14 protein-coding genes and 1 pseudogene are annotated in these 20,826 nt (G+C 58.5%); 7 read left to right on the top strand and 8 right to left on the bottom strand.

Features of this window, described 5'->3' with window-relative positions:
- Window positions 1-470: 470 nt before the first annotated feature.
- Window positions 471-711: pseudogene (locus C444_RS22835) on the top strand (sensor histidine kinase); the annotation flags it as partial.
- A 77-nt stretch (window positions 712-788) separates the two neighbouring features.
- Here the strand turns inward: C444_RS22835 and gdhB are convergent.
- From gdhB to C444_RS20320, 3 genes are all read right to left on the bottom strand, one after another.
- On the bottom strand, window positions 789-2,081 hold the full coding sequence (gdhB, locus tag C444_RS20325; protein WP_049909681.1) for a glutamate dehydrogenase GdhB: 1,293 nt from the start codon (window positions 2,079-2,081) through the stop codon (window positions 789-791).
- A 2-nt stretch (window positions 2,082-2,083) separates the two neighbouring features.
- The gene (locus C444_RS21930; protein WP_004595000.1) at window positions 2,084-2,227 is read right to left on the bottom strand and encodes a rubrerythrin-like domain-containing protein; all 144 of its coding nucleotides are present in this window, start codon (window positions 2,225-2,227) and stop codon (window positions 2,084-2,086) included.
- 126 nt (window positions 2,228-2,353) lie between these two features.
- Window positions 2,354-5,221 (bottom strand): bacterio-opsin activator domain-containing protein, encoded by a 2,868-nt coding sequence (locus C444_RS20320; RefSeq protein WP_004594999.1) that lies wholly within the window; start codon window positions 5,219-5,221, stop codon window positions 2,354-2,356.
- A gap of 756 nt (window positions 5,222-5,977) precedes the next feature.
- Between C444_RS20320 and C444_RS20310 the strand changes: the two genes are divergently transcribed.
- The 5 genes from C444_RS20310 to C444_RS20290 all read left to right on the top strand — a co-directional run bounded on the left by C444_RS20310 (window position 5,978) and on the right by C444_RS20290 (window position 12,888).
- A complete protein-coding gene (locus tag C444_RS20310; protein WP_049909680.1) occupies window positions 5,978-7,231 on the top strand; it encodes a Glu/Leu/Phe/Val family dehydrogenase in 1,254 nt (417 codons plus the stop codon).
- 103 nt (window positions 7,232-7,334) lie between these two features.
- On the top strand, window positions 7,335-7,880 hold the full coding sequence (locus C444_RS20305) for a ribbon-helix-helix protein, CopG family (protein ID WP_004594996.1): 546 nt from the start codon (window positions 7,335-7,337) through the stop codon (window positions 7,878-7,880).
- 179 nt (window positions 7,881-8,059) lie between these two features.
- On the top strand, window positions 8,060-9,268 hold the full coding sequence (locus C444_RS20300) for an Nramp family divalent metal transporter (RefSeq protein ID WP_004594995.1): 1,209 nt from the start codon (window positions 8,060-8,062) through the stop codon (window positions 9,266-9,268).
- Entirely contained in the window at window positions 9,269-11,263 is a 1,995-nt protein-coding gene (locus C444_RS20295) for a hydantoinase/oxoprolinase family protein (RefSeq protein WP_004594994.1), read from the top strand. It abuts the gene before it with no gap.
- Window positions 11,260-12,888 (top strand): hydantoinase B/oxoprolinase family protein, encoded by a 1,629-nt coding sequence (locus C444_RS20290; protein ID WP_004594993.1) that lies wholly within the window; start codon window positions 11,260-11,262, stop codon window positions 12,886-12,888. Before C444_RS20295 ends, C444_RS20290 begins: the two co-directional genes overlap by 4 nt.
- Before the next feature lie 646 nt (window positions 12,889-13,534).
- On the opposite strand, the gene C444_RS20285 is transcribed toward C444_RS20290, so the two are convergent.
- The 5 genes from C444_RS20285 to C444_RS20265 all read right to left on the bottom strand — a co-directional run bounded on the left by C444_RS20285 (window position 13,535) and on the right by C444_RS20265 (window position 17,999).
- Complete coding sequence (locus C444_RS20285) at window positions 13,535-13,918, bottom strand: hypothetical protein (protein ID WP_004594992.1); 384 nt, start codon at window positions 13,916-13,918, stop codon at window positions 13,535-13,537.
- Complete coding sequence (locus C444_RS20280) at window positions 13,915-14,760, bottom strand: ParA family protein (RefSeq protein ID WP_004594991.1); 846 nt, start codon at window positions 14,758-14,760, stop codon at window positions 13,915-13,917. Before C444_RS20280 ends, C444_RS20285 begins: the two co-directional genes overlap by 4 nt.
- 101 nt (window positions 14,761-14,861) lie before the next feature.
- A complete protein-coding gene (locus tag C444_RS20275; RefSeq protein WP_049909679.1) occupies window positions 14,862-16,097 on the bottom strand; it encodes a tyrosine-type recombinase/integrase in 1,236 nt (411 codons plus the stop codon).
- A gap of 545 nt (window positions 16,098-16,642) precedes the next feature.
- A complete protein-coding gene (locus tag C444_RS20270) occupies window positions 16,643-17,080 on the bottom strand; it encodes a hypothetical protein (RefSeq protein ID WP_004594989.1) in 438 nt (145 codons plus the stop codon).
- A gap of 220 nt (window positions 17,081-17,300) precedes the next feature.
- Window positions 17,301-17,999: a DUF2270 domain-containing protein gene (locus C444_RS20265; protein ID WP_004594988.1), complete on the bottom strand. Its 699-nt coding sequence runs from the start codon at window positions 17,997-17,999 to the stop codon at window positions 17,301-17,303.
- A 767-nt stretch (window positions 18,000-18,766) separates the two neighbouring features.
- On the opposite strand from C444_RS20265, the gene C444_RS20255 reads away from it, so the two are divergent.
- Window positions 18,767-19,723, top strand: a complete 957-nt coding sequence (locus tag C444_RS20255; RefSeq protein WP_049909692.1) for a bile acid:sodium symporter family protein — start codon at window positions 18,767-18,769, stop codon at window positions 19,721-19,723.
- The last annotated feature ends 1,103 nt before the right edge of the window (window positions 19,724-20,826 follow it).

Genomic DNA, 20,826 nt, shown 5'->3' with positions numbered 1-20,826 from the left:
CGGGCTTTCAAATAATCCCCGACGTTCTTCTGCGGTGGTGTCTCGATGGTATCACTTGGTCCGAGTTACAAGCGTTCATCCGCAGTGTCGTGCTTAACGAGTACGATCACCCTCCTCGTAACTCTGTACGTTCAGGGGACAGAAAGTATCACTTTGCCGCAATAGACGGGTTTCCACCGGGAGTAGGTATCACCGCCCGGACCCGGCGGTTCCGCGATGGGTACTTGCATGAGTGGACAGTTCCGTGCGGACCGCATCGCCGCCGACTGTCTTGGCGGTCGCGGGGAGCGCGACGGCGTGCGTGCTCTCGACCGCGATCCGTGAGCGTGCTATTGGCGGCGCGAGCAGCATGTCCAGTTTTCCTGTCTCGACGGCCGCCGTGACGAGTTCACCCCGCTCTACGCGACGTATAGGCCGAGCAGGAGGAGCCAGAGGAGCTGGTACATCTTGGCTGAGAGAAACCCTTCGACGGTGGAGAAGATATCACAGTAACCGTCGGGCAAGTAGACGGCCGTGACGGGTTCTACATCGCGGATGACGGCGACGGGGTTCCGCCGGCAAAACGTGAGGACGTACTTAAACACGGATTACGTCTATCGAGGAGGCACTGGCTTCGGGCACTCTATCGTGGCGGACATCGCCAAAACACACGGCTGGACCGTCCGTGTGACGGAGAGCACTGCTGGCGGGGCACGGTTCGAGTTTTGCTACTGCGGGAAGCGGTGGTTGCGTTTTTCGGCATCGACAGTGACAGTGGTGGAACTCGTGATGGCACCGACAGAACAGTGCTACGGCCAGAGCCCACGTGCTTCGTGGGCCTCCGCGATACGGGACAGGGCGACGATGTACGCCGCATCGCGCCACGTGATGTCGCGGTTTTCGAACTCTGTCCGGACTGCGTCCCAGGCCGCCCGCATCTCTTCGTCGAGTTCGTCGTTTACGCGCTCGAGTGACCACGACCGACGGTTGATGTCCTGTAGCCACTCGAAGTAGCTCACCGTGACGCCACCGGCGTTCGCCAGGATGTCTGGAATCACCATGACATCTCGGTCAGCGAGGATGGAATCAGCAGTAGACGTGGTCGGTCCGTTCGCTCCTTCGACGACGTAATCCGCTGCGATGTCGTCCGCGTTGGCCTCGGTGATGACGTTCCCGAGCGCGGCCGGGATGAGGACGTCGACGTCCAGCGTCAACAGTTCATCGTTCGAAATCACGGTGTCGGCGTACTCGGTGACCGCTTCCGGTTCCTCGTCGTGTGACGGCACTGTCGCCGTATCGATTCCGGCAGGGTCATACATTGCCCCGTTCACGTCGCTGATCGCAACGACGGTCGCGCCCTGTTCGTCAAGCAACCGTGCTGCGTTCGCACCGACGCTGCCGTACCCCTGTACTGCGACCGTGGTCTCCGACAGTTGCTGGTCGTAGTACTCACAGACCAACTGTGTGATAATAGCGACGCTCCGACCGGGCGCGTCCTCGCGTCCCTTGCTCCCACCGATAATCGGCGGCTTCCCGGTGACGACACCCGGAATCGTCTCGCCTTCTTGCATGGAGTAGGCGTCCATCAGCCAGGCCATCGTCTGTGGGTCTGTTCCCATGTCCGGGGCGGGAATGTCCAGGTTCGGGCCGATGACCTTGCGGAGTTCCTGTGTGAACCGGCGGGTGAGCCGTTCTTTCTCGTCTCGGCTCAACGTTTTCGGGTTGACGGCGATACCTCCTTTCGCGCCGCCGAAGGGGAGGTCCATTACCGCGCATTTCCAGGTCATCCATATCCCGAGTCCGACACATTCGTCCCTCGTCACATCGGGGTGATAGCGGAGCCCACCTTTGTACGGTCCCCTAACGCTATCGTGCTGGGCTCGGTACCCGGTGAACACGTCGACTGTGCCATCGTCCCGCTCAATCGGAACGGTGACTTCGTGGACGTTTCGCGGGTGGTGCAGTCGCTCGACGATGTTCGGGTCGATATCGAGATGGTCCGCGGCTCGGTGGAGTTGTAGGCGGGCTGTTTCGAGCGCTGACTCTGGTTCGGACGGCGGCGAGTCGTCCGAAGGAGAAGCGGAACTCAGTTCCGGTCCCATCGTTATTCCAGCGGTGTCAGTCGGTTGCGCATTTCACCGCCACAGTCCTGACAGTTCTCCGGGTGGCTCTCTGCAGTGATGACTTTGCCACACGCAAAGCACTCGTACGGTGTCTCCTCGTCGTGGTCTTGCTCGACATCTCTCATGTGTATTCACGAGTGGCGGTGTCCGACCGCCAGTACTCGATTAAGGAATAGAAGGACATCAAAGGAATATTCAGAGGTTAAACAAAGAAGCAGTAGTGTATTGGGTTGTTTATTATTGAACCCCGTTTACGACTCCAGCCCCGAGACGCTCCGATCTTCAAACAGTGTGGTGAACAGCTTCCGCTGGACAGTCCGGACGTGCTGGTAGAACGCCGGCGGAGAGATTTCAAGCATCGTCGCGATGTCCTCGCCGGATTTTGTCCGCGGTGATTCGAAGTAGCCGCTGTAGTAGGCAGTCTGAATCACTTCGAGCTGGCGCTCCGTGAGGTCCGTGAGGAACTCCGAACTACGGTCCTGCTCGATACCCCGTTCGAGCGTCTCCTTTCGCTTGAGTTCGACGCCGGAGAACGTGCTGTCGACCAACTGTGCGATGTTTCGAACGTCGACGCTCTGTGGCACATCGACGACGAATGTCGTCCCGTTCGGGTCCGCTGTCGCTTCCCGGAAGATAGCACCGTGGTCGGCCAGTTCTAAGGCGAGGAACGGCTGTGACAACTCCAGCCGCAAGACGCCACTCTCGGTGTCGTCGTCACTGATCTGTGTCACGTCGTCAATCGACGTCATGTCCGCCGCAGCCGCTGCAACCGTTTGCACGTCAGCGTCTTCGACCGTGACGAACACGCTGTTACCAGCCGGTGCGTGCTGGATGCCACCCTCGTAGGAAAGGGTACACTCCGCCGACCGGGCGAGTCTCGACAGGAGGAATCGCTCGTCATCGATGTCGAACTCGACGCGAGTCACCGAGGTCGTGAGCAGCGCGTGTTTTCGTTCGATGGCGCTGAGCGCCGAGGCAATCGTCTCGCCGAGTTCGCGCAACACTGTGCGCGTTGTCTCGTCGAACGCGTCTTTCGTGTCCGCATAGATGGTGAGGATCCCGTGCCTGAGATCGTTGTACACCAGCGGGATGCTCAGCACGGAGAGGAAGTCACGCGTGAGCGCGTCCGACCGCCACGGCGCGTTTCGGAGGTCGGCGGCGACGTTAGGGATCATCGTCACGTCGCCGGTCGCGGCTGTCTGGCCCGCGGGCTCGGTTTCGGAGTCCGTAACGGAGATTGACTGACTGTCGAGATACCCCTGTTCGTTGCCGGCCCATGCTCGCGGTTCGACGGTATTACCGCCCGGGTCGACGCTCCCGATCCAGGCGAACTTGAATCGGTCCGTGTCAGTCAGCCGTTCACAGACAGTGTGGTTGATCTCTTCCTGTGTTTCGGCGCTGACGATCGTCTGGTCGATCTCCCGAATCGTGTTGTTGATGTGGTTCAGGGCGGTCAATTGCTCGTTTTGCCGCTGGAGTTCGCGGTCCTGTTCCCGGAGCTGAGATTCTCGGACGACCCGGTCGAGGGCAGCCTCGGCGGTCGCTGCGAGCAGGTCGGTGAGTTCCTGTGTCACGTCGTCGAACACCCCGACGGCTGTCGAGCCGCTGACGAACACGCCGTGGTTGCCCAGCGGAATGAACATGACGCTACGGAGGTCGGTCGCCCGGTTGTCCAGCCGGTCCGACGTGTGGACATCGTCGAACACGAGTGTCTCGTCGTTGACGAAACTGTGGCTCGGAAGCGTGTCGTCGTTCGTGCGGACGGCCGGAAGTGGCCCATGGTGTTCGGTCATCGCCTGTGACTGTGCGACAGGCTGGAGTTCGTTCGTCTCAGCGTCGTGCAGATAGATGGCGTTCGCGGAGACATCGAACACGCTGAGCACGTCATCGACGATGTGCTGAGCGATCTCCTGATTGGTCTCCGTGTAGAGGAACTTCCGTGCGGTTTCCTGCAGCGTCGCCAGCGCTTCCTCGCGCTGTTTCCGTTTCGTGATATCCCGGCAGCTGTACAGCAGTGTCCCGCCCTGAATCGCGACTTCGCGGACGTTGACCAGCAGCGTGTGCTCGTGACCTGCTTTGTCGGTGACAGTACATTCGATGTTCTTGAGAACGCCCTTTTCTGCGAGCGCCGAGCGGTCAAACAGATCCTCGCCGAGGAGCGTGTCGATTGTTTCCTGCTCGCGGATTTCGTCGTCGGTGTAGCCGAAAATGAAGTGAACGTTCGGGCAGACGTAGGTGTACTCCCCGTCCTCGTTCGTCATGAGAACGGTGTCGGTCATATTGCTGAGCGTGACCCGATGGAGTTCCTCGGACTGACGGAGGTCACGGTCGAGGGTGACCTGGTCCGTGATGTCTATCCCTTCGATTACAATCGAGGTAACGTCGCCGAAGTCGTTCTCCACCGGCCGAACTGAAAGCTCGATAACGCGGTCCGTGGCCGTGGTCGGCCGGTGGACGACCGCGTTACCGAACTGCCCGTCGCGTGCGCCCTCTACGAGTTTCCGGATATCGCGTTCGGTCCCCTCGGACTGTGCCCACCACGGCAGCGTCCAGAACAGGTCACCGATGACCTCGTCCACGTCCTCGGCGATCATCGCCCGGCCCGTCTGATTCACACGGGCGAGAGCGCCGTCCGGGTCGAGGACCCACGTGGCCGTCTGTGTGTCGTGAAAGACGGCGTCGAACTGCTGTGCTCGTTCGCGCTGCGTGATCGCTCGACGAGCGGACTGGAGCGCGTTCCCGGTTCGCTGGATCAGCTCGTCTATCCGCAGGCCGTCTGTCCCTGTGAGGGGAACGTAGTCGGAAACGCCGGCCTGGATTGCCTCGCTCGCCAGGGCCTCGCTCCCGTCAGTGGTTCCGAGGACAACTGGGAGGTCCGGAGCCGAGTCCCGGAGCTGTCGGACCAGATCAGTACCACTCCCGTCGTCGAGTGCCTCTCCCGTGACGAGACAGTCGACCGAGCGCTGGCGAACTGTATCCAGGGCGTCCGATAGCATCCCAGCGGTGAGAATAGTGGCCTCGGTACTCGCTCTGAGAGCTTCTGAGAACGGCTCGGTCCAGTTCGCCGAACCGGCGACGAGAACCTGGGCCGTGTCGAGTGGACTCCCAGCGTCGCTCATCTGCGTCTCCCGGTCACAAACCCATCATTGAGGCTACTGGACAGAGACGTGGATACTCGTGCGAGGTGTCGCCACCGGTTGGGGAAGGGGTGCTTCAGTTGCCGTGTCTTGGGTGGAGGGTTCAATAGTAAACACCTGGTGTCCGGTGAACTTCGTTGCTAAACAATTTAGTATTTCCTCATTCCCGTGGTCGTTCCGATAGAGTGCCATCGGTCGACGGCCGGTACTCGCGAAGACACATGACGGATATCACACGGACGCCGACACGGTCGGTCCCTGCCCGTTGTTCAGGCAGTCGCGAGCAATAGCGCCCTGCCGATTCAGCTCAGCTATGATGGACGTACAACGTCGCTTGACGGAGAAGAGAGCTATCAGGCACGTCGAAGCGCCGACGTCGATGCCAGTGTTCCGATCCGTGACGCGGGTCTGGCACTTCCCCAGCGGAGACATCTTGCTCGAACGTGCCGAGCATCGGGACTGTCTGATCCCGGACGTCGACCAAGTCGATGTTCCAGTAAGTGGAACGGAACGGGTTGCGGACGCCGTGGCACTCGATACGGATACCACTGTTCGAGTGGCAGATGATTCAGGAAACATAATAGTAACAGAATTTGATAAAAATATGAAAATAGGCTAAGTATTTTGGACACAATGCCGCTGTAAGTCCCTCTATTAGCCCTTACTATATCAATTGGTATAGTAACTTTCTTGGTAGAAATAGGTAGCTTTTGGTATCTCGATGAATCCTGTGGATACATGTCTGATGTAAATCCGTACCAGAGTCTACGGACACAGATAGATGCAGCAGCACAATATTTAGACATTTCAGAGGGTCAACTGGAACGGCTGAAAACTCCCGAGCGGATACTGGAAACGAACCTATCCGTTGAGATGGATGATGGGTCGGTCGAAGTGTTCCGTGCATACCGGTCCCAGTTCAACGGCGACCGTGGCCCGTACAAGGGCGGTATCCGCTATCATCCGCAGGTGGACCGGGACGAGGTCAAGGCGCTCTCCGGCTGGATGGTCTACAAGACGGCGACGGGCGATATCCCACTCGGCGGTGGGAAAGGCGGCATCGTCATCGACCCGAGCAACTATTCGGCGAGCGAACTCGAACGGGTCACGCGCTCGTTCGCGAAGGAACTGACGCCACTGATTGGGGCCGACCGCGACGTGCCCGCACCTGACGTCAACACGGGCCAGCGCGAGATGAACTGGATCAAGGACACCTATGAGACACTCGAAAACACGACCGAGCCCGGCGTCATCACCGGGAAGGACCTCGCGAGCGGTGGCAGCGAGGGTCGCGTCGAAGCGACCGGGCGTTCGACGGTCGTCGCAGCGGGTGAAGCCTTCGAGTATCTCGACAAGGAGATCGAAGGCGCAACGGTCGCGGTCCAGGGCTACGGGAACGCCGGCTGGATCGCAGCGAAACTCATTCACGAGATGGGAGCAAACGTCGTCGCCGTATCCGATTCGAGCGGGGCGATCTACAGCGAAGCGTCGTTCGACCCCGTCGCAGTCAAGGACTACAAACGCGAAACCGGGAGCGTCGTCGGATATCCGGACGCGGCGGCGGAACTCACGAACGATGAACTGCTCACACTCGACGTCGACCTGTTGATCCCAGCCGCACTCGAAAACGCCATCGACGAGTCTTTGGCACATGAGATCTCTGCAGACGTCATCTCTGAGGCCGCGAACGGCCCGATCACTCCCGCAGCGGACGACGTTCTCAGCGACCGCGAGACGCTGGTTATCCCGGACATTCTCGCGAACGCGGGCGGCGTCATCGTGTCGTACTTCGAATGGGTCCAGAACAGGCAGCGCTTCTACTGGTCCGAAGAGCGCGTGAACGAAGAACTGGATTCGATTATCGTGGAGCAGTTCGGGAACCTCGTTGATGCTTACGAGGAGCGAAACCTCCCGTCGCTCCGAACCGCCGCGTACGTCGTCGCACTCCAGCGAGTCATGAACGCCGGCGAGCAGCGCGGCACCTGGCCGTAACAGAGTTCCGGACCACATCTGGCCGCCGTTCTCGCTGCCGTGTTTGTGGGTATTCTGTCACCAAACGACACGATATTAAGGCCATCCAGTGACGAGGGACACTATGCCAACCGACCGCGTCACCGTCTCTCTCGACGAGGAGACCAAGGAGACGTTAGAAAGTCTGACCGACCGAACTGGGGAAAGCCAGAGCCAACTTATCCGCGAGGCAATCGCGTTCTACGCGGCAAACTTCGACTCAGCCCACGCGAGTGACAGCGATCACCTCCAGACGTACTACGAGATGCTCTCGACGGGCGAGCACGTCCTGCTGGATATCGACCTGCTTCACGCACTCCTGAGCCAGTTTACGGACCCGAATGAGCGGGACGAGGCGGTTCTCGAAATGATCGATCAGGTGGCGCAGTACCACGCTCAGGAGTACGCCGAGCGATTCGATTCGCTCGAAGACGTTCTCGAATGGCTCTCACTGTGTGGGTTCCTGACCGTTCGACGCGACGAAAAGGGGAGTTTTCACGTGGTGTTCCCATCCGAGTCGGTGCGGTGGTTGATGATCCGGTTCATCCGCGGTAGCATCACCGACCTCCCATTCGAAATCGAGATCGAAGAGAGCGTATCCAAAGTACTGTTGCGAGAACGAACGCCGTGAATACCCCCGCACGGGACGCAAATTGATTTGAACCGCGGGTTGGATGTTTCTTACCAGTTCATACACTTGGTGACGCATACACAGGGTTCATACGACCGATGTTCCGGCTACACACCGGTCTTAACAATGTTTTTGACTACCTGCCGGGACCGTGACAGTAGCTATCAAAACCAACAATCATGAGTATTACAAAACGACTCAAAGCCGTCGGCCCGGGAGCGATGGTCGCCGCCGCGTTCATCGGCCCTGGCACGGTCACGACTGCGAGCGTCACCGGGGCGGAGTTCGGCTACGCGCTGCTGTGGACAATGGTCTTCTCGATCGTCGCAACGATTGTTCTCCAAGAGATGAGTGCGCGGCTGGGTCTTGTTTCGGGAGAGGGACTCGGCGAAGCACTTCGGGAGCGGTTCGACAATCAGCTCGTCGAGTACGTGAGTATATTCCTCGTCGTCGGCGCAATCGGCGTCGGGACCGCCGCCTACGAGGCCGGAAACATCCTCGGCGGTGCCGCGGGGCTTGCGACGATCACAGGTATCGACTCGACGGTGTGGGGCGTCGTGATGGGACTCGTGGCCGGACTCCTGCTCTACACTGGGCGCTACAAGCTGATCGAACGAGCGCTCATTGGGCTGGTGGCCGTGATGGCGTTCTCGTTCGTGGCATCGGCGGTCCTCATCGGTCCCGATCCCGGTGCGATTGCAATGGGGTTCGTCCCCGGTATCCCCTCGGGGTCGCTGTACCTCATCACCGGGCTCATCGGAACGACCATCGTGGGGTACAATTTGTTCTTGCACGCGAGTAACGTCCAGGAGCGGTGGAGCGGGCCCGACGATATCGGCCACTCCCGTATCGACACGGTGCTGTCAATCGTCGCGGGTGGCGTCATCACGATTACGATCATGGTGACCGCGGCCGCAGCGTTCGAGCCTGGAACCCAGATCAGCGACATCGGCCGGATGGCCGAACAGCTGCGACCCATTGCAGGGCCGTACGCCGAACTGTTCTTCAGTATCGGCATCTTCGCCGCCGGGTTCACGAGCGCGACGACGGCACCGCTCGCGGGTGCGTGGGCAACTACGGGTGCACTCGGCTGGGATTCAGATATGCAGAGCACGCAGTTCCGTGCCGTCTGGGGGACCATCCTTGGTGTCGGGGTTCTCTCGGTGTTGCTGGGTGGCAGTCCCGTCCAGATAATCGTGTTCGCACAGGTTGTCAACGGGATTTTATTGCCGATTGTCGCGGTATTCCTGATATACGCGATGAACCAGCGGGACCTCCTCGGCGAGTACACGAACGGATCGGTAGCGAACGCCCTCGGCGCGATTGTGACGCTCATCGTCGTGTGGCTCGGGCTTCGGACGCTACTCAGCGTCGCGGGGGTGCTGTAGATGGGCGACCGGCGGATCGGCGTTGACGTCGGTGGCACCTTCACCGACGTGACGCTGTCGCTCGATGGTGAACTCGTGACCGCGAAAGTCCCGAGCACTGAAGACCAGAGCGAGGGCGTCATCGCCGGGATCGAGAAGGCCTGCGAAGCGGCCGACATCGACCCTGGAACGGTAAGCGAGTTCTCTCATGCGATGACCGTCTCGGTCAACGCGCTCCTTGAAGAGGACGGCGCAAAGACCGCACTCGTCACGACCGACGGGTTCCGGGACGTTCTGGAAATCGGTCGGCAGGACCGCCCGTCGCTATACGACCTGTCCGCCCAAAAGCCGACACCGTTGGTTCCCAGACGCCGGCGCTTCGAAGTGTCCGAGCGAACGACCACCGACGGTGTCGAACAGCCCGTTGACGAGGGCGAAGTCCGGGCAATCGCCGAGCAGTTACGCGAGATGGATGTCGAATCCGTCGCCGTCTCGCTCCTGCACGCGTACGCACACCCCGAAAACGAAACGCGTGTTGCGGATATCCTGCGGGACGAACTAAACGTTCCCGTCTCGGCCTCACACGAAGTCCTCGCCGAGTTCCGCGAGTACGAACGAACGTCGACAACGGCCGTCGACGCGTACGTACGGCCGGCGATTGACCGCTACGTTAGCAACCTGACCGACCGTGCGCGGGACCTCGGGATCCCACAACCCCGGATCATGCAGGCAAACGGCGGGATTACCGACGCCGACACCGTCAGGCGGAACGCTGTGACGACCGTCCTCTCTGGCCCTGCCGCTGGTGTCGTTGGGGCAGGGTCGATGGCGGCCGACGAACAGGACGGGCTAGTCACGTTCGATATGGGTGGGACGTCTAGCGACGTGAGCCTCGTTCGCGATGGCGAAGCCGAACGGACGACGGAGGGCGTCATCAACGAGCGGCCGATCAAGACGCCGATGGTCGACGTCGAAACAGTCGGCGCAGGTGGCGGGTCCATTGCCTGGGTCGACGCCGGGGGCGCACTCCGTATCGGCCCGCGTTCCGCCGGAGCAAACCCCGGTCCAGCCTGCTACGGGAAGGGCGGAACTGAGCCGACTGTCACCGACGCGAACCTCGTGCTGGGATACATCGGCGAGAGCACAAGTCTGGGTGGCGAACTCTCGCTTGATGCAGATGCCGCCCACGACGCGCTTGCGGACCTCGCCGACGAGGCAGGTCTTGATGGCCCCGTAGAGGCTGCCCGTGGCGTCTACCGCGTCGCAAACGCGAACATGACTAGAGCCATTCGCTCCGTGACCGTCGAGCGCGGCTACGACCCGCGGAAGTTCGGGCTCGCCGCATTCGGGGGTGCCGGGCCGATGCACGCGGCAGCAATCGCAGACAGCCTGGATATCGACCGGGTGGTGATTCCGCGCGCCTCAGGCGTGCTCTCGGCGTACGGCCTGCTCGCAGCCGACGAGAAGCGCGACGCGGTTCGGACGTATCAGCGGTCGCTCGACACGGTCGATCCAGACGATGTCGACGCTGTCTACGAAGAGCTGTCAGAAGAACTGTTAGCTGAGGTTAGCGACCGCGAGGCGGCGACAGTGCGTTGCTCCGCCGACCTCCGGTACGCCGGGCAGAGCTTCGAACTTACCGTGGACGTCGACCGGCCGTTCGACACCACGGACGCCCGCGAGCGGTTCGCAACAGCCCACGAGTCCGCCTACGGCTATCGAGCGGACGAGTCGGTCGAACTGGTGAACTGTCGCGTGACGACGACCGTCGAACGGGACGCGCCGCCAGTCGAGTACAATGCCACTGGCGACCCACGGAAGGGGTCCCGCGAGGCGGTGTTCGCCGATGCTGTCCGCGAAACCCCGGTTTACGAGCGGACGAAACTGCCACCGCAGGACGGAATCGACGGCCCGGCGATTGTCGAGGGCGATGAGAGCACGATCGTCATCCCACCGGCCTGGAACGTCCAGGTCCGCGATGACGGGACACTGACAGCGGCGGTGAGCAACGAATGAACGACGAAGCTACGACAATGAGTGACGAACAGGAGACAATCGATCCCGTAACGTTAGAAATCCTCAGGAACCAGCTTGAGAGTGTTGCAACCGAGATGGGCCACGTCCTCATCCGCGGAGCGTACTCCCCGAACATCAAGGAGCGACAGGACTGTTCGACGGCGCTCTTCGACGCATCGGGTCGGATGGTGGCACAGGCGGAACACATCCCGGTCCACCTCGGGACGATGCCCGATGCGGTGGATATCGTCCTCCAGAAGGACCCGAAGCCGGGCGACGTGTTCATCGTCAACGACCCGTTCGCCGGCGGAACGCACCTCCCGGATATCACGCTCGTCTCGACGATCGCACCAAACGACGAGGTGATTGGATACGCCGTCTCGCGGGCACACCACGCCGACGTTGGCGGGAGTTCACCGGGGAGCATGCCACCGGGCGCACAGGAGATTTACGAGGAAGGCCTCCGCCTGCCTGCTGTTCGGCTCGTCGACGGCGGCGAACCCAACGAGGCGGTTCACGACCTTATCCGTGCCAACGTCCGGACGCCGGACGAGCGCGAGGCTGACCTCCGGGCCCAGCGCGCCGCGAACGCACGAGCGGAGGAACGCATCGGTGAACTCCTCGAAGAGCACGGGTCGACCCTGCTGGACGCGTTCGACGCCGTCATCGAGTACTCCCGCGAGCGAGTCGAGGCTGAACTCGACGCGCTCCCGGATGGTACGTATCGCGCGCAGGATATCCTCGAAGGCGATGGTGTGACCGACGACGATATCCCGATAGAGGTAGCCGTCACCATCGATGGGGCCTCGATAGCCGTCGACTTCGCCGGAACCGCCGATCAGGTGGCGGGCAACCTGAATGCACCACTTTCGGTGGCAAAGAGCGCTGTCTACTTTGTTGTCCGGGCGATCACTGACCCGGAGATTCCGCCGAACCACGGCTGTTACGAACCGGTGTCCGTGTCCGCGCCTGAAGGGTCAGTACTCAACCCGGACGCGCCGGCGGCAGTCGTCGGTGGCAACGTCGAGACGAGTCAGCGCGTCATGGACGTCACGCTGGCGGCGCTCGCCACGGCAGTCCCCGATAGGGTTCCTGCCGGTGGACAGGGAACGATGAACAACCTTATCATCGGTGATCGGACCGGCGATTTCACCTATTACGAGACCATCGGCGGCGGGTTCGGTGCCCGGCCCGGGAAAGACGGGATGGACGGCGTACAGGTCGGCATGACGAACACGCTCAACACGCCCGTCGAAGCGATGGAGACCGAGTATCCGCTCCGGGTCGAGCGGTACGCGCTACGTCCGTCGAGCGGCGGTGACGGCCGATACCGCGGCGGTCTGGGCCTCGAACGAACCGTCACTGTCGAGACAGATGCCACCGTGTCCCTCCTGACGGAGCGCCGGCGGACTGCCCCCGCTGGAATCGACGGTGGCGAAGACGGCGCGACGGGGGAGAATCTGGTCGACGGCGAATCGGTCCCTGCGAAGGCCTCCGTTGACGTCGAGGCCGGGTCGACCGTCTCCGTCCGAACGCCCGGTGGCGGCGGGCACGGCGACCCGGCAGAGCGGGACCCGGGTGCAAGAGAGCGTGACCGACGCGACGGAAAGGTAGACGAGAGGTAGCGTCTCGATTCGGTTGTCAGTCGAACAGACGTAGCCGGTCACCAGAGTGGTGCCACCCGTAGTCAACGGTCCGGCGTATCGATAGCTTCCTGTACACCGAGCTAGTTCGTGATGGAGCCGTCGGAAACGGTGAGTAGCACTCTCGTCACCGGTTATTGAAGCGTGTGCCGTCCGCGCGATAGGTCCATAGGTCGACGGGCCACTGTTCCCAGGTATCGATCCCCTCCTGAAGCGTTGCGACCGCCTGGGGGTCCGTTGCTGGTCCCTGCAGGAGTCAGCGGTTCCCGCCACAGAGTGCTGTCAGCGAGTGGCCAGTCATCTCGTAGAGTTGACTGTACGTATTAGCTCACCTCAGCGAATACAATGACTCGTCGGAATCACCAGCTGCCTGATTTAGCTATATATTACAGCCATTCCGAATAGCCAAGCAAATTAGCTATACGGTTTAGTTACATAGTATAGTTAAATAGTATAGCTGATAGAGTCAGTCAGTAAAGGAAACCATACAAATCAGTGGGCAGGGATAGCCGGATGACACAGTTGGTAGGTCCAGTTCTGTTCGAACCCTGCCGGAATATGACTGTAAGCACAGAAAGTAAAACCACAACCGGAGCGAGAGGAAATCGTACCGGACAGCGATTGGGTCCTATCGGGACGCGGTCGACTGCTCCCAGTCGTAGCCCCAGTCACGGAGTTTTTCGGCGACAAGGTCCGGATTGTCCATAGCGACAACGAGGGCAGCCTCCAGCGCGTCAGTCTTGTACACATCCTCACCGACTTCATCTTCCAAGTTACGGAGGAACGTGGATTCGCGCTCTTCGACCTCGGGGCGAATGAAGATCGGCCGTTGCTTGCGATCCTGCTTGACTGAGTCACGCCGAAATTTGTATGGGATATCTGGTTGGGTCGAAGTTTCTACTTCGGTGGGTTCAGTTTCAACATCCATTCCCTCCTCCTGCTGGTCGTCCGCTTCTGGCTCTGGATCCGCATCCGTCTCTGCAAAGGGATCGTCGCCGGAGCCGGATTTCATGCTGTTGCCTCCTGTTCCCGGGTCTGACGGAGGTGTGCAGCTAGCTCTTCAAACTGCTCCAGCGTTTCGATTTCGTAATCACGTTCCCGACTCCGGTGTTTTTCGATATATTTGAACGCCGAACACTGTTTGCGCCAACACCCTTCAAGCAAGGACGTTCGTTCCCGGAACACGACAGGGATATCGTACGATTCTGCCTGGAGCCGGTTGAGCATCTCTTCTTGATCGTTCGTCCCTTTGAATCGGTTCGGTACAGCAGCTAACACGCCCACGTTGATGTCCAGTGTGTCTTCAAGGCCGGTAACGAGGTCTGCGAGGCCCTGGACGGACTGCTGGCCCTTCCCGCTCGGCTCGAACGGGATGACGAGATTTCGCGTCGCGTGCAGTGCGTTGTACAGTTTTACGTCCGCGGTCGCAGGCGGGTCAATGATGACAGTGTCATACTGAGACGGAACGCCCGCGTCCTTTAGCACACGTAGGAGCTGGACGTTCGGGTTCCAGTTCTCACCGAAGTCCGCCGCTTCCTCCTCACGACGGCGTAGATGTTTCGATAGCACCTCCAGAGAGTTGTGTGCGGGAAGGACATCGACACCCTCTGAGGTCTCAATGAGGTCAGCGAACGGCCCGCGTGGCCGTTCGACGAGGTGTCGAACTAAACTGTCAGCCTCCGAGTCCGTTCGGCGGTCCGCGACGTCAAACAAGAACGAGAGGCTTCCCTCCTGTGGATCCATATCGATTGCCAGTACATCGTGACCAGCTCGGGCATCGGCGACAGCGAGGTTCGCTGCCATCGTTGTCTTGCCGACACCGCCGGCCTCGCTGTACACAGTGTAGGTCAGCATACCGTATCGGATTCACTGCACAGATATAAAGATTAGTCAGACGGTATAGCTATATAGTATAGCCATACAGTATGTCTTAAGGCGTTTTTACAAAACGTAGGCTACTCGACGAACAGCCCTGCAAGCGTCTCGCGCATCTCAGCCCGGCGGTGAGACCGGGCTTCAGACTCGGAGAGGTAGTTATCGAGTACGACTTGTGCAGACGCCGAGCCCTGCTCCGCTGCGACGTCTTCAAACCGTTCCGCAACCCGCCTAACAGCAGCGCCGTACGTAGTATACCAGAATCGACGGCCAGTTTTCGGCGTTGGCGTGTCGCCGTCAACAGTGACATCTGCGGCCTCGGCCACTGATTTGAACCGTCGTCGGACGGTTTCGGCGGTTAGATGGCCAGTAGCTGCGGACGGAGAGGGCAAGAGATAGCCACTCCACTCTGGACCGCCAAGCGTCTCTATACGGCGCTCTACTGTCTCCAGACTGGCCAGTAGAGCCACGGTCCCAGGACCGTTTTTCCGCTCGCCATCACCGAACTCTATGTACGGATGGGAGTCATCGTCCGGATCTAGGTTGAGCTGCCGGACATGTAGCGATGCGACTTCACTCGGGCGAAGCCCCCAACCACAGCATGCGACCACAATAAATCGGTCTCGTTGATCAGTCGCTGCTGCATACAGCTGTTGGACAGCGTTTCTATCGAGTGCTTTGTTGTCCCAAGATGGAGTCGTATCCCACCCAAACCGGATTTCGAGATCAGCGAGTGGATTGTACGCGGCGTTTCCGAACATCACCAGGTGCTTGTAGAACTGCCGTGTGTCCTGAACGTATTTACGCCGTGACGCAAGCGTCGTCAGGGCATCGTCCAGTTGGTCCAACGCATCAAACGTCGCCGCCACCCGGTCCATCTCCGCAACGCGTTCATCGGGATTCTCCAGCGGTGCGAGCAAATCTTTTGTATCGTGGATATTGGTATATACTTTCGCGAAGCGTCGTAGAATCGACCGCCGTGTGTCGATTGTCGCGTCAGCACGCCCACGTCGAGTCGAAAGTTCGTCGAGATACGCTTCGATGGCCCGCTGTGTGTTGTCAGAGAGGAAGTCAAATGATCCTGATGCAGTCGTGGCTTCTGGTACTCCGATTTCATCGTAGAACTGCCCCGGTGACAGGTCGAACCGCCGTTGGAGATGTTTTACGAATCCTGGGAACTGTCGGTTCAGCCAAGCATACGGAGGGGTTTCGGCGGCCGGCTCCAGGCCGTCGGTTCCCATCGTCGGTACAACTGTCTCGTGATAGAAAGACTCGCAGTCAGCTAAGTCCATCGTTGAGTAGCGAGTTTCACTCATTGGGTTTTGGGGTTAAACTGCGGTAACTGACGAACTGTTCTAGCTGGTTCGTCTGAATCACCGGTTTTTCGTATGTAGCGTATATCCATCGGACAACTAATAAGTTGTCTTGTATTGTTTTCTCATGCAGAAACCCAGAACAAGACAAACATTGATAGGCATATTACTGTAACACATAAAGTATATAGCGCTATATGAAATTCTGCGTTGTCGGGCCCAGTGGAAGTGTTCCATCTCAGTTTTATGCGGGTTAGGGCTCTTCTCCACCCGAATTCTGAATAATCTGTGGTAGATTCAAGCACAGATTTCCCACCAGAGTGGGAACAGCCCCTCATCGCTCTTCCAAGAGCACCCATGAGCAGGTAAGATCGAGCGACAGGATGTATTCCGGGTAACGTACGGTAGCTCCCGTAACGGTTACTGTCGGCTATACGTCTGCGGTGAATTTCACCACAAGAGATGGGAGAGATCGTGCAACGGCCACAGTCAATAGTGTAGAACAGGACCCACGGTTCTGAAATGTGGCTTACTCAAAGGCCAAGTTCTCAGTTGTCCCCACCGGGACCGAACTCCTGACACCCAAATCGATCCCTGTTCTCCGGCTGTGCACAGAGATAATCGAGCCGTTTTTCCATTTCGGACCGTGACATGCCCGCTTCTCGGGACTCCGCGAGCCGGGCTTGGCTGGCATTTAGTATTTTTTCTTTCCGATTTAGTTCCGAAACAAGTGTGTCTACGTCCTCGTTACGTGTTTCTAACTGCTTGTTGAGCTCTTCAGCACGGGCTTTTGCGGCCTTTCGGTCTTCTCGGGTTTCGTTCAGTTGTTCACGCAATTCCTCGTTTTCAGCGTGGAGGGCTTCGTTCTCTGTTTGTATGTCCTGTGCAGAATCCTGCAATGCAACCGTTGTCCCGACTGTCCCACTGGTAGCCACCACAGTAGCGATGAGTAGCCAGGAACTGATATTGCGTGCAAGCATGGTCATCGGTGATCCGCCTCTGCTGTAGCCGGAGTGCTGTACTGGTGCCTCTCTCGGTACAGCAGTACCGAAGGTTGAGTCGTCATGTCCCAGCCTGATTGGTATGTGCTACTAATCGTAGTTTCCAGTTGGTTACATTTGGATAGCGATAAATCCTCTAATTGACCCACAGCACGCACCATTGACGCACGTTTCCGTTGGACTGCGATGAATTCCAGCCACTACCTTATTGGCGGAGGTCTTCGGACCGAAGCTCTCCTTTTGCGTGCCATGTTCTGGGGCGGACAGCAATCACGATTGCAGCGGCATATAGTAGTCCGACAGTGCCGATGACGACGACGCCGGGAAGCATACCGATAGCAGCGCTATCTGTCCACGAACCGGAACTGAACACGGTAATTCGTATGAGCCAGGCAGTTAGTAAGACGGTGAAAAGCGGCAGATACACTCGCCGGAGCCGGTGCGCGATAGCTTCTTCGGTGCTGATTTTGATTGTCGGCTGTCGGTAATCGGCACTCAGTGACTTGCGCCAGTCCGGGTCGGCCACGCCTGCAGCGGGGTCTAATCCGTAGGCGAAGACGTTTGCTTGCAGTGTTCTGACTCGGCTTCGCCAGATGTCGTATCCTCGATATCGCCTGGCCTCAATGAACAGAAACACTGCCAGCGTGGCCGTTCCGATCAAAAGGACGTAATGGGGGATATCCGGCCGCGAAAAGGCCCACGTGAGGATTGCAGAGATTACCAACACTGCCCAGTTGGTGGTCCGGTCGAGGCGCTCACGCCAGAACTTCATCCGATGGATCTCGCCGCGATAAAGATGGGCCATGGCTGAACTCGGCCCCATATCCTCCTCTAGCAGGCCCACGCCGACTTCCCGATGTGTCGAGTCGGTGGCGTCGACATCCTTTGTTGATACCCGTGTCATGAGTGGGAGATGAGCAACTGGGGATTCGATTCAGTCATGTGCTGGACGACCAGCGCCGAGTCGACACTATTGACGGAATTACTCCTGTCGTAGTCAGGTGTTATATTTGCAGTAGCCGCCTGTTGAGGTCCCGTAGTCATCGTGTTACTCCGTTCTGCGGACGTAGTGCGTGAGAACGTCCGTACCTCCTTTTCACCCGACAATGGCTCGTCAATAGTTTGTTTCGGCTTGACGACCTGCATCAGACAGATTTCCCCTGTGACATCCAGTGTGTGAGTAGGTTCATGGTTGGACATGGTATTGTTTCTTATCATCAATACTATAGCCAGATACAAAAACACAGCGGTAATGTTTCAGATTGTGCATCGCGTTATCCGAGGTTTCAAGAGGTTATTACAAAAAAGTCCTGCAGATTTGTGAAGGTCGAAATTGTGTAGTAATGGATTTACTATATTATTTTTGTAGTGTACTCACTCGTTCAATAACGTAATTAGCTGGTCCAATCTGTCGCGTTCCCAGTATCTCAATGGCGTACTCTGACGAGAGAATCTAAATACGTGTGATGCCAGGTGTATTACTGGACTCAGTACCAGATGTCCAAGTCGAGATTTCGGTGACACAAGCTTCCGGAATCGGCCAGCGTCCCGATGAACCAGCAGCTGTCCTGTATTGTATATTCTTCATCTGACATTACAGACAAGCAAAGTAAACCTTTTTTGCATTGTTCATCATCCAGAGATGTGACTTCGATATCGACGCTTCGAGCAGTGAGTCGGGCTGCGAGCAAGTACTTCGTTGTCTGGGTAATCCTTCTGGCAGGAATCGCTCTCGTCAGGCCGGACCCGTTTGTCCCAGTTTTAGGTTACGTGTCCCCGTTACTCGGGATAATCATGCTCGGGATGGGGTTGACGCTTCAGCCGACGGACTTTCGCCGGCTAATCGAGGAACCGGTGGATATCGGAATCGGCGCTGTCACGCAGTGGCTGGTGATGCCTGCCGCTGCGTACGGACTGTATGTCCTCCTTGATCTTCCGGACGCTGTCGGTATCGGTCTCATTCTGGTCGGTGCCGCCCCCGGAGGGACCGCATCGAACGTAATGACGTATCTCGGTCGCGGAGACGTAGCGCTGTCCGTTGCGATCACGACACTGACGACGCTTGCAGCGCCGATCGTGATGCCGGCCTGGGTAGTGTTTACCCTCGGTGAGCAGATCAACGTCACCTTCGCGGAGATGTTCCAGAGCATCATTCAAATCGTCATCATTCCGGTGTTACTCGGGTTCACAATCCGATATCTGCTGGATCGCTATTCGCCGAAAGCCGCTGAGATAGGTACCGACGTGTTCCCAGTTATCAGTGTCGCCGCCATCGTCGCCATCGTCGCTGGCGTCGTTGGTGCGAACGTGGACAACATTCTCACTGCTGGCCTACTCGTGCTAGTGGCGGTCGTCACGCACAACGCTATCGGGCTTGGCTCAGGATACGGTGTCGGCCGAGCAACTGGGATGTCGAGAGACCGCGTTCGGACCTGTGCGTTCGAGGTGGGGCTGCAAAACAGCGGTCTAGCCGTTGCGCTGGCGACGACGCTGTTTGAGCCTGCAGCCGCACTCATTCCGGCGCTGTTCAGCGTCTGGCACAACATCACCGGGCCGGCGCTGGCAAGCTTCTTTAGCTGGCAGGACGACGGACAGCAATCCGTCGAGACCGTGCCGAGCGACGACTGAGACTCGCTTCCCGTGGGAACCTAATTTTCGGTGGTATCAAATGCACTCATCCAACGGTGAGCGACCAGGCCGTACAGACATAGAGAAGCCGGAAGCGGGGGAACCGTTTGGCTATCTCAACAAACAAGTAGTCGTACTCACCGGTCCGTCTGATGACAAGATCAGTGATGTCGATTCTGTGTTGCTTGAGTAGTGCTGTCACTGCTTATGGCTCCCGATTGGTATCCGGAACGTCTTCGAACGGGAACTCACCGTGGGGCTCAATTTCGACGGTGTACGGCGTTGGATTTTCCGGAGTCGATTGCTCGGTATCTACCGTGGCTTCGGCCTAGTCTATTTGGGAACTCACGGTCCCGCCTCTGGTGGTTCCCCTATCATCGGAACCCACACTGGAACAACCGGCGAGGGAAGCCACCAATCCGGTACTACCTGCAAGAACTTCACGTCTACGTGTCATCGCTTTTCACGTGAACCTAAAACAGATTAGTGATTCCTCCCTTTCGACCTAACACGGTGTGTACGATGTTTAGCCCGTGAAATATCGAGCCGCTATCCGTCGTCCGTGCTCTGCTCAGGCGTCACCGGCGATTGGAAACGCTGAACGAGTGCTTGCACTGCGGGCAGTGATAAATCGTCGTATATCCAGTGTTCGAAACGTCCCAGTCTCCCCCGATCATACCACTCTCAAAATCACAGTCCGGACAGAACAGTACCATTTTCGAGGGTGTCCCGATAGTGTCTGTAGTTTCCTTACGAGCCATTTGCATTGATAGCGTAACATGATGAATGGAGGGCAATATATGCTACCCCCCGGTTTTCAGTATTTGATATCGCAGTTATCAATCGGATACCCCGTGCTGTTTCCGGACAGAGTACAGCCATGTGTCACATCCTGACAGGCAATCGAGGTATCATCGATGTAACTACCTGACACCGGTGTCCGCGAGTACTTTTGGGGGAGCTACACTTCCGTATTGATGCTGACACACCCACACAACATGTCTCAACAGAAATCAGATTACGCAGACGACGCGGATATCGACGAATCGCTGGACGAGCTGGCCTCCGAGGAAACCCTGTCTCTTATACACATCTCTGATGGC

The sequence above is a fragment of the Haloarcula japonica DSM 6131 genome, from assembly GCF_000336635.1.
GTDB lineage: Archaea > Halobacteriota > Halobacteria > Halobacteriales > Haloarculaceae > Haloarcula > Haloarcula japonica.
Note: the sequence above shows the minus strand (reverse complement) of the source record. Positions and strands in the feature narration are given on the sequence as shown.

Excerpts from the sequence above, each read along its gene's own strand:
- gdhB (WP_049909681.1), bottom strand. The coding sequence starts at position 2,081 with ATGGGACCGGAACTGAGTTCCGCTTCTCCTTCGGACGACTCGCCGCCG.
- C444_RS21930 (WP_004595000.1), bottom strand. The coding sequence starts at position 2,227 with ATGAGAGATGTCGAGCAAGACCACGACGAGGAGACACCGTACGAGTGC.
- C444_RS20320 (WP_004594999.1), bottom strand. The coding sequence starts at position 5,221 with ATGAGCGACGCTGGGAGTCCACTCGACACGGCCCAGGTTCTCGTCGCC.
- C444_RS20310 (WP_049909680.1), top strand. The coding sequence starts at position 5,978 with ATGTCTGATGTAAATCCGTACCAGAGTCTACGGACACAGATAGATGCA.
- C444_RS20305 (WP_004594996.1), top strand. The coding sequence starts at position 7,335 with ATGCCAACCGACCGCGTCACCGTCTCTCTCGACGAGGAGACCAAGGAG.
- C444_RS20300 (WP_004594995.1), top strand. The coding sequence starts at position 8,060 with ATGAGTATTACAAAACGACTCAAAGCCGTCGGCCCGGGAGCGATGGTC.
- C444_RS20295 (WP_004594994.1), top strand. The coding sequence starts at position 9,269 with ATGGGCGACCGGCGGATCGGCGTTGACGTCGGTGGCACCTTCACCGAC.
- C444_RS20290 (WP_004594993.1), top strand. The coding sequence starts at position 11,260 with ATGAACGACGAAGCTACGACAATGAGTGACGAACAGGAGACAATCGAT.
- C444_RS20285 (WP_004594992.1), bottom strand. The coding sequence starts at position 13,918 with ATGAAATCCGGCTCCGGCGACGATCCCTTTGCAGAGACGGATGCGGAT.
- C444_RS20280 (WP_004594991.1), bottom strand. The coding sequence starts at position 14,760 with ATGCTGACCTACACTGTGTACAGCGAGGCCGGCGGTGTCGGCAAGACA.
- C444_RS20275 (WP_049909679.1), bottom strand. The coding sequence starts at position 16,097 with ATGAGTGAAACTCGCTACTCAACGATGGACTTAGCTGACTGCGAGTCT.
- C444_RS20270 (WP_004594989.1), bottom strand. The coding sequence starts at position 17,080 with ATGACCATGCTTGCACGCAATATCAGTTCCTGGCTACTCATCGCTACT.
- C444_RS20265 (WP_004594988.1), bottom strand. The coding sequence starts at position 17,999 with ATGACACGGGTATCAACAAAGGATGTCGACGCCACCGACTCGACACAT.